This is a genomic window from Parabacteroides provencensis, from assembly GCF_900232875.1.
Lineage (GTDB): Bacteria > Bacteroidota > Bacteroidia > Bacteroidales > Tannerellaceae > Parabacteroides > Parabacteroides chinchillae.
Genome location: NZ_LT960493.1, coordinates 42296 through 52108 on the forward strand (window position 1 = coordinate 42296; position 9813 = coordinate 52108).

The following is a 9813-nucleotide window of genomic DNA, read 5'->3' on the forward strand; positions in this document are numbered from 1 at the left end:
CCATTCTGTGTTGTCAATATCGAATTAAATAACTAACTTTGCGGCAATTTTTTAGAAGCAAGATAAATATATCGCGATATGAGTAAGAAATTTACCGAATATTCGAAGTTTGACTTGTCAAACGTAAATAAAGAGGTGCTGAAGAAATGGAAAGACGGAGATGTTTTCCATAAGAGTCTTGAAACACGTGAAGGACATCCTTCGTTTGTATTTTATGAAGGTCCTCCTTCTGCAAACGGTATGCCCGGTATTCATCATGTGATTGCTCGTTCGATTAAGGATATATTCTGCCGGTATAAAACGATGAAAGGCTTTCAGGTAAAACGTAAAGCCGGATGGGATACACATGGTTTGCCTGTTGAACTGGGCGTCGAAAAAGCTTTGGGTATAACGAAAGAGGATATCGGCAAAAAGATTTCTGTTGCAGATTATAATGCAGCATGTCGTAAGGATGTGATGAAATTCACCAAAGAGTGGGAAGATCTGACGCAAAAAATGGGGTATTGGGTTGATATGGATGATCCATATATTACTTACGATAATCGTTATATTGAGACATTGTGGTATCTGTTGAAAGAATTATATAAGAAAGGTTTATTATATAAAGGATATACGATTCAGCCTTACTCTCCGGCTGCAGGGACAGGTTTGAGTACACACGAATTGAATCAACCCGGTTGTTATCGTGATGTGAAAGATACTACCTGTACTGCTCAGTTCCGCATTCTGGACCCGAAGCCGGAAATGTCTCAGTTTGGTGATCCATTCTTTTTGGCTTGGACAACTACTCCATGGACATTGCCATCAAACACGGCTCTTTGTGTTGGCCCTAATATTACTTATGTAGCTGTCCAGACCTTTAATCCGTATACAGGAATGCCAATGACGGCCGTTTTGGCTAAGGATTTGTTGTCAGCTTATTTTAATCCGAAAGCTGCAGATATAGCATTGACAGATTATAAAATTGGAGATAAGCTTGTTCCTTTCAGTGTAGTTGGTGAATGGAAAGGACCAGAACTGGAAGGTATGCATTATGAACAGCTAATCCCGTGGGTAAATCCGGGTGAAGGTGCTTTTCGCGTAATTACCGGCGATTATGTAACAGTAGAAGATGGTACGGGCATCGTACATATTGCTCCGACATTTGGTGCGGATGATGATCGTGTAGCTAAAGCGAATGGCGTTCCTCCGTTAATGATGGTAGACAAGGATGGCAACAAACGTCCGATGGTGGATATGACCGGTAAGTATTACAAACTTGAAGATTTGGACTCAGTATTTGTTCAGAATCAGATGAATGCTTCCGATTATGATCCTTTCCAGGGCAAGTTCGTGAAAAACGCTTATGATCCGGCAAAGACAGATAAAGATGAAACGCTGGATATAGAAATATGTATGATGCTGAAAGTGCAGAATCGTGTGTTCCGTATTGAAAAGCAAGTACATAATTATCCGCACTGCTGGCGTACGGATAAACCTGTGTTATATTACCCATTGGATAGCTGGTTTATCAAGACAACTGCTTGCCGTGAAAGAATGATTGAATTGAATAATACAATCAACTGGAAACCTCAAAGTACTGGTGCCGGCCGTTTTGGTAAATGGTTGGAAAATTTACAGGATTGGAATTTGAGCCGTAGCCGTTACTGGGGTACTCCCTTGCCAATCTGGCGTACGGAAGACGGAAGCGAAGAGAAGTGTATCGGTTCGGTTGAAGAATTGTATAACGAAATAGAAAAAGCGGTAAAGGCCGGCTTGATGGAAAGTAATCCATATAAAGACTTTAAAGCTAAAGTATATACAAAGGATAATTATGATAAAATTGACTTACACCGTCCGTATGTAGACGATATAATATTGGTTTCGGATAGTGGAAAACCGATGAAGCGCGAGACAGACCTTATTGATGTTTGGTTTGACTCGGGTGCAATGCCTTATGCCCAGATTCATTATCCGTTTGAAAATAAAGACGCATTTGACAGCCGGACAATTTATCCTGCCGATTTTATCGCTGAGGGAGTAGATCAAACACGTGGATGGTTCTTTACCCTGCATGCATTGGCAACAATGATTTTTGATAGTGTTGCTTATAAAGCTGTTGTTTCCAACGGTCTTGTTTTGGATAAGAACGGAAATAAAATGTCTAAGCGATTAGGCAATGCGGTAGACCCATTCTCCACTATAGAGCAATATGGTTCTGATCCGTTACGTTGGTATATGATTACCAATGCTTCTCCTTGGGATAATATTAAGTTTGATATAGATGGCATAGAAGAAGTTCGCCGTAAGTTTTTCGGTACGCTATATAATACATATTCATTCTTTGCTTTGTATGCAAATGTGGATGGGTTTGATTATTCGGAACCGGATATTGCAATAAACCAACGTCCCGAAATTGATCGTTGGATTCTTTCATTATTGAATACACTAATAAAGGATGTAGACAATTATCTGGAAGCATACGAACCTACGCGTGCCGGACGTGCTATATCCGATTTTGTTAATGATAATTTGAGTAACTGGTATGTACGTTTGAACCGCCGCCGTTTCTGGGGTGGGGGAATGACTGCCGATAAGTTATCCGCTTATCAGACACTATATACTTGTCTGGAAACTGTAGCTAAGTTGATGGCGCCAATAGCTCCGTTCTATGCGGATCAGTTGTTCCATGATTTGATAGCTGTAACAGGACGCGAAAGTGTAGAATCTGTTCATTTGTCTATTTTCCCGGTTGCAAACGAAGCAATGATTGACAAGAATCTGGAAGAACGTATGCAGATGGCACAAAGTGTATCATCAATGGTGTTGGCTTTGCGTCGTAAGGTGAATATCAAAGTACGCCAGCCGCTGCAGACAATTATGATTCCGGTTATTGATGCGCATCAACAGGAAAGTATCGAAGCTGTAAAAGATTTGATATTAAACGAAGTGAATGTAAAAGAACTGAAGTTTGTTGGTAATGCTGCAGGTATTCTGGTAAAGAAGATCAAACCGGATTTCAAAAAATTAGGTCCGCGTTATGGTAAAATAATGAAGAGCCTGGCTGCTGCAATTCAAGCAATGAGCCAGGAGGAGATCAGTGCTTTTGAAAATACCGGTACATATACTTTGAAGGTAGACGGGCAGGAAGCTTTGATTGAACGTGATGACGTGGAAATTATTTCAGAAGATATTCCTGGTTGGTTGGTTGCAAATGAAGGTCGTCTGACTGTTGCTTTGGATATTACGATTACTGAAAGTCTGCGGAAGGAAGGTTTGGCTCGCGAACTGGTAAACCGTATTCAAAATCTTCGTAAAAGCAACGGTTTTGATATTACGGATAAAGTGAATGTAACTATACTTTCTACCGATGAAATAGATGCTGCGGTTGAAGAATACAATACATATATTGCAAATCAAGTTCTTGCTGTATCGGTTGAAATCGTAGATGTGATTAGCGATGCTACAGAACTGGATTTTGAAGATTTTAAATTGTCGGTGAAAGTAGAAAAGGTGTGATTTTTTAATGAAAAAGAGAAGTCGGATACCATATATATTTAATAAAGTATGTATATTTGGACTGTAACGGTTGAATTACCCCTGATATATATAAAGAGTTATTGTCGAACCTAAAAATTTTGAACCATGGCAGAAAAAACTAGATATTCGGACGCAGAACTGGAAGAGTTCCGTTCTATTATATTAGACAAACTGGATGTTGCTAAAAGGGATTACGAATTGTTGAGAGCAGGTGTCACGAATTCTGACGGAAATGATGTCGCTGATACATCTCCTACATTTAAAGTGCTGGAAGAGGGAGCCGCGACGTTATCGAAAGAAGAGGCTGGCCGTTTGGCACAACGCCAAATGAAATTCATACAGAATTTACAGGCTGCTTTGATTCGTATAGAGAATAAGACATATGGCATATGTCGTGAAACAGGAAAACTGATTCCTAAAGAAAGACTTCGTGCTGTACCCCATGCAACTTTAAGTATCGAAGCTAAACAAGGAGGTGCTAAGTAGATGAAATATTCTAAAGGTTGGGGAGCAGTGTTAATTATAATACTGCTCCTTCTGCTTGACCAAGCCCTGAAAATCTGGATTAAGACACATATGCAGTTGCATGAAAGTATAGAGATTACCCCTTGGTTTTATCTGTACTTTACCGAGAATCCCGGAATGGCATTTGGAATTGAAGTGATAGGCAAATTATTCTTGTCGGTTTTCCGTATTATTGCTGTTGGTTTTATCGGCTATTACTTGTATAAGCTGGTGAAAGAAAAGTATAAATTTGGTTACATAGCCTGTATCTCTTTGATATTTGCCGGAGCAGTAGGTAATATTATCGATTCTGTTTTTTATGGCGTTATATTTGACCATAGTTTTGGCCAGATTGCTTCGTTTATGCCAGAAGGAGGAGGTTATGCTTCATGGCTGCACGGCAAGGTGGTCGACATGTTTTATTTCCCATTGATTAATACAATTCTTCCGGAATGGGTACCTGTTTGGGGCGGTGAAGAATTTATATTTTTCCGTCCTATTTTCAATCTTGCCGACTCTGCGATATGTGTAGGGGTCTTTTTGTTATTAATTTTTTACCGACATACATTGTCTGCCAGTTTGTCAAAAGACGAAAAAAAATAAATGCGGAATCTATTGTATAGATATAGTGTTGTGTTGCTGACTACAACTTTATTAATTGCTTGTAGTAAAGTACCCGATGGCATTCTTTCTGAAAAGGAGATGGAGAAGGTCATGATTGATATGCAACTGGCAGAAGCAATGATAGGCATTGATTATACAACCTATCAGGATGATGCAAAGAAGGAAGCATTATATCAATCCGTTTTTCGTAAACATAATATTTCGCAGGCAACATATGATAGTTCTTTGGTGTGGTACGGGAAAAATCTGGATATTTACATGGATGTTTATGACCGTGTAATAAGAAATCTGGATAAAAGGATTGCAGATTTGGGAGATATTCAGTCGGATGTTGCACCTGTAACAAACCAGGATTCTGTTAATATCTGGCCACGTCGTCCTTTCTTAACATTGCAACCGAAGGCTGTCTTTAATGGGGTTATCTTTGATTTGGAGCCGAAAGAAAGATATTTTTCAGGAAGTACGTTTGTTTTAGGAATGAATGTATGGGGATTAGGCAAAAACATAAAGAATTATCCGGAAGTGCGTTTAAGTGCCGTTCAGGGAGATACCATATTAACAGTTAATAATAAAATAATCCATGACGGCTATTCGGAAACTGTGTTGAAAACATTGCCTACCAGTAAGATAAAGCGTGTTTATGGCTATATCCGAATGAATAATACAGACTCTTGTTATTATAAAGTTTATCTGGACAGCATTTCATTGATGAAATATAATTATGTCATGATTGCGCCGGAGATGAAAAACAATTTGGTTAAGTAAATCCAATAGATAGTATGCGTAGAATCGCTTCGCACTATATTTATTGTCATCAGGTTTATAAGATGCATTATCTGGAACTAACGGATGAAGGTCTTTATATGGGGCTTTATCCATTGACGGAAGAAATTGCCGGAACAGAATTTTATGATGGTATTTTAGTTCCGGTCTCTAGTCAAGAAAAACAGATATATTCGGATCTAATTTCAATTCCTTTCGGGAAAAATTCAAATTTCTCCCGAAAGGAATCTATTTTCTCTTATTTAGACTTGATCAAAGTTTCTTTACAAGTGGAAAAAGAAAGGCCGGTACGATTAGTGCTATTGAACGGTTCTCCCCTGACGGCGACGGAACTCAGCACAAACAACAGCGGTAGCGATTGCTACATTTAATGATTCGGTAGTTTCTCTGCCTTCCGGATAATTAGGTATGTATAACTTTTCATTAATGAATGCTTCTATGGAAGGACGAATGCCATTTCCTTCATTTCCCATGATAATAATTCCTGTTTCGGACAATTGTTTTGAATACATATTTGTCCCATTAAGGAAGGTCCCATATATGAATGTAGACTTAGTTCGTTGTTTGGCTAAATAGTTTTTTAAATCTGTATAATGAATTTTTACATGAGCAAGTGCTCCCATAGTTGCCTGTACTGCCTTAGGACTGAAAACATCAACAGTATCGGTACTACATACGATATGTTCAATTCCGAACCAATCGGCCAATCGAATGATTGTGCCTAAATTTCCGGGATCTTGTATGTTATCTAAAGCGAGAATTAGTTGTTTTTCAGGATTCGTTTCTTCAATATTCCAAACCGGACGTTTAAATATGGCGATTACATCCTGTGGGCTTTTTAAGAAACTGGCTTTTCGTATATCTTCGTCATCAGCAACTATTATTTCTCCGGCTGGCAAATCTCCTTGTGTTGCCATCCATGAAGGTTTAGCTAACAGTAACTCACATTCAAAAAAAGGCATCATGTCTGCAACGAGTTTATTGCCTTCGGTTACGAATGTGTTGTATTCATTCCTGAATTTCTTTAATTCTAACGAATGTATGTATTTTACTTTATTCTTGCTCAGCATCTTTACTCTTTTTACAAAGCAAAAGTACGCGAAATTATTTAAATTCAAGTACATTTGCGGCGTAAATGGTCGAATGATGAATAAACCCCAACATATATTATTTCTCCTTGGTTTTGTGATGTTGCTAGTGTCTTGCAGCTCCACGAAATATGTGAATGATGGTGAGTATCTGTTGGATAAAGTCAGAATAGAGTCGGATAATAAGAATTATAAGCCTGTTGATTTGAAAGCTTATCTAAGGCAACAACCCAATTTTAAGGTGTTTGGCCTTATGAAATGGCAGCTTTATGTATACGATTGGTCTGGCCGTAATGAAAAGAAATGGATAAATAAGCAATTGCGTCGTATCGGAGAGGCTCCTGTTATTATGGATACTACGTTAGTATACCAATCTGTTGCCCAGTTAGAACGGTTTTTTGTCAACAAAGGATACATTAATGTGGAAGTAGCTGCAACAATTGATACGTCAAGAAGAAAAAAAGCAGAGGTTACTTATCATATTAAATCAAATGAACCTTATCGTATACGGAATTATACATCTCGCTTAGATGACCCCAAAATAGACAGTATTGCTCATATGAAAGCACCACGCAGGCCAAAGTTGGCTTCTGCATTTCGTCCGGCTCCTGAAGGTTACACGTCATTAATAAAAGATAGTGCTTTGTTTGATCGTGACGAATTGGATAAGGAACGTCAACGCATCACTTCATTATTGAGACGTCGTGGTTATTATGCTTTTAACCGGGATAACCTGGCCTATGTGGCGGACAGTACTTTTAATCGGAATGCTGTTGATCTGGAGATGCTGTTAAAACCATATCGTCGTGTTCTGGCGGATGGTTCTGTGATAGAAAGTCCCCATAAACAATATTATATTAAAGATGTAACAGTTGTAACAGATTATAATCCAATAGGGATATCGGAAAATGAATCTATATTTACCCGGACAGACTCTGTTAAAGTTGGAGAAATTAATGTTTTGTACGGGAAGAATGGTCATTCAATCCGTCCATCGGTTTTACGTAAAAGTGTTTATTTAGCACCGGGGCAATTATTCAGTGAACGTAATGTCGACCAGACTTATTCTTCGTTTGCAGCATTACGCGCATTGAAGAATGTTAGCATACGTTTTACCGAATTGGAGGAACAGGATACAATGAAATTGAATTGTATTATTTTGACGTCTCCTACAAAATCACAAGGGTTCGGAGTGGATTTGGAAGGTACTAATTCTGCCGGAGATTTTGGTTTTGCTTCGAGTTTGAATTATCTGCACAGGAATTTGTTTAAGGGGTCAGAAACATTTTCTGCTAAAATTCGTGGAGCCTATGAATCATTGTCGGGAAAGAAAGGCAGTGGACTTGCTAATTATTGGGAGTTAGGAGGTGAAGCTTCTATTTTGTTTCCCCGTTTTGTCTTTCCTTTCCTTTCAGAAAATTTCAGACGTAAACTGCATGCTTCAACAGAATTGAAAGTAAGTTATAACAGGCAGACACGTCCTGAGTACGAACGGGCTATTCTTTCCGGAGGATGGAGTTATATCTGGCAAGACAGATCAAATTCCCAGGCCCGTCATACATTCAAGTTGTTGGATGTAGATTATGTCTATTTGCCGAAAATTGATGCAGACTTTAAGAGTAGTCTTCCTGCTTCTACGGCATTGTATAATTATTCGGATCAATTTATTGTAGGATCTGGCTATACTTATTCCTTTAGTAATTTTACTCCTCAGAACCGTCAACGTAATACACATTCGTTGCGCGTGTCTGTTGAGTTAGCCGGCAATCTGTTGAATGCACTTTCTCATATAACCGGAGAACATAAAGATTCGGAAGGACGTTATAAACTATTTGGTATTAATTATGCCCAGTTTGTGAAAGGAGATATAGACTTTAGTAAAGGGATTGCATTGGATAGTAGAAATAAATTGGCCTTCCATGTGGGAATAGGAATTGCTTTTCCATATGGGAATGCAAAAATGCTACCTTTTGAACGGCGTTATTTTTCGGGCGGGGCAAATAGTGTCCGTGGATGGTCTGTTCGTGAGTTGGGACCAGGGAGTATGGCGCTAACAGATACTACTTCATTTGCATTACAAGCTGGAGACATTCGTTTGGACTTGAATTTGGAATATAGAACTAAGCTGTTTTGGAAATTCGAGATGGCAGCTTATGTAGATGCGGGAAATATATGGACAATTCGTCCTTATAAAGATCAGAAGGATGGTAATTTTGATTTCTCTCGTTTTTATAAAGAAATTGCGGTCTCTTATGGGTTAGGACTTCGATTGGACTTCGATTTCTTTTTGCTTCGTTTAGATACGGGGATGAAAGCATATAATCCTCAGGAGAGAGGATCGAAACGTTGGGCAATAACGAATCCTAATTTTAAAAATAATTTCGCTTGGCATTTCGCAGTCGGCTATCCTTTCTAATAAAAAACTATGTGAAGATTTTGCATATTAAAATAATAATAATACCTTTGCACCGCAAATAAGGATGGTTCCGTAGCTCAGCTGGATAGAGCAACGCCCTTCTAAGGCGTGGGTCGAGCGTTCGAATCGCTCCGGAATCACTAATCATAATAGGTCGTAAATAAATGGTTTGCAGACTTTTACTCTTCACTTCTTTTTTTAATCTTTAAAAAACTGACAAATTACTTATGTACAAGCAATATTGTTTGTCGTTTTGTTTGTTGCAAAAATTTAAAGATTATGGCAACACTTCATTTTGCGGTCTTGAAAATAAGACAGACTGTTAGAAAAATTATGCGATTTATTTAGCTATCACTCATGAAAGAGTAGTAAGGTATATTAGAACTGAGTATGAAATTGATGGCTTATTTCAATTTGATAATGGAAAGGTTGTTTGTAGAAATGATGCCAAGATTTTAAATCAACGATTAGCATTTGTTCTTTCTGAGTATCAAGAATAATTAAGGAATATTCCTGATATAAATATTTATACGTGTCCCCAATTAAAAGAAAAATTAGAGGGCAATTTTAAAAGTAACAAGTATGTTACGATTAAAGAATATATAGAACATCGTATAAACAATCTGAAGAAGGGAAAAAGAGTTTCTTATTCTATTAGGTATTGCGCAGTTTCCGAAAGGAGGCTGCGCAGTTTTTTATGATAAGAATTACACATTTGTCGGATGAACCATTTTTATTACATTTGCATTACTTTGTGACGAATGGTTTTTAAATCTATTGAAAGAAGGGGTAGACAGGGGACTTGTTATTGTAAATATAACGCAGTGCCGTGCAGGAAGTGTGGAGATGCATCGTTATGAAACCGGATACAAATTGTTG

Annotated in this window: 6 protein-coding genes, 1 tRNA gene and 1 pseudogene; 7 read left to right on the plus strand and 1 reads right to left on the minus strand. The window is 38.2% G+C overall.

Features of this window, described 5'->3' with window-relative positions:
• Nucleotides 1-78: 78 nt before the first annotated feature.
• The 4 genes from ileS (at nt 79) to CTY47_RS16265 (ending at nt 5412) form a co-directional block, all read left to right on the plus strand.
• Nucleotides 79-3498 carry an isoleucine--tRNA ligase gene (gene ileS, locus CTY47_RS16250; RefSeq protein ID WP_099465836.1) on the plus strand — a complete coding sequence of 1140 codons (3420 nt, stop codon included), beginning with the start codon at nt 79-81 and terminating at the stop codon, nt 3496-3498.
• A gap of 126 nt (nt 3499-3624) precedes the next feature.
• A complete protein-coding gene (locus tag CTY47_RS16255; RefSeq protein WP_099465837.1) occupies nt 3625-4005 on the plus strand; it encodes a TraR/DksA family transcriptional regulator in 381 nt (126 codons plus the stop codon).
• Entirely contained in the window at nt 4006-4626 is a 621-nt protein-coding gene (locus CTY47_RS16260; protein WP_099465838.1) for a lipoprotein signal peptidase, read from the plus strand.
• Nucleotides 4627-5412, plus strand: coding sequence for a DUF4296 domain-containing protein (locus CTY47_RS16265; protein ID WP_099465839.1), 786 nt, complete (start codon nt 4627-4629; stop codon nt 5410-5412).
• A gap of 317 nt (nt 5413-5729) precedes the next feature.
• Here the strand turns inward: CTY47_RS16265 and CTY47_RS16270 are convergent, their stop codons facing one another.
• A complete protein-coding gene (locus tag CTY47_RS16270) occupies nt 5730-6500 on the minus strand; it encodes an RNA methyltransferase (RefSeq protein WP_099465840.1) in 771 nt (256 codons plus the stop codon).
• Between the two features lie 73 nt (nt 6501-6573).
• Between CTY47_RS16270 and tamL the strand changes: the two genes are divergently transcribed.
• The 3 genes and pseudogenes from tamL to CTY47_RS16285 form a co-directional block, all read left to right on the plus strand.
• Nucleotides 6574-8934: a translocation and assembly module lipoprotein TamL gene (gene tamL, locus CTY47_RS16275; protein WP_099465841.1), complete on the plus strand. Its 2361-nt coding sequence runs from the start codon at nt 6574-6576 to the stop codon at nt 8932-8934.
• Between the two features lie 66 nt (nt 8935-9000).
• Nucleotides 9001-9074 (plus strand) — tRNA-Arg (locus CTY47_RS16280).
• A gap of 619 nt (nt 9075-9693) precedes the next feature.
• Nucleotides 9694-9813 (plus strand): annotated as a pseudogene (locus tag CTY47_RS16285) (L-asparaginase 1); the annotation flags it as partial.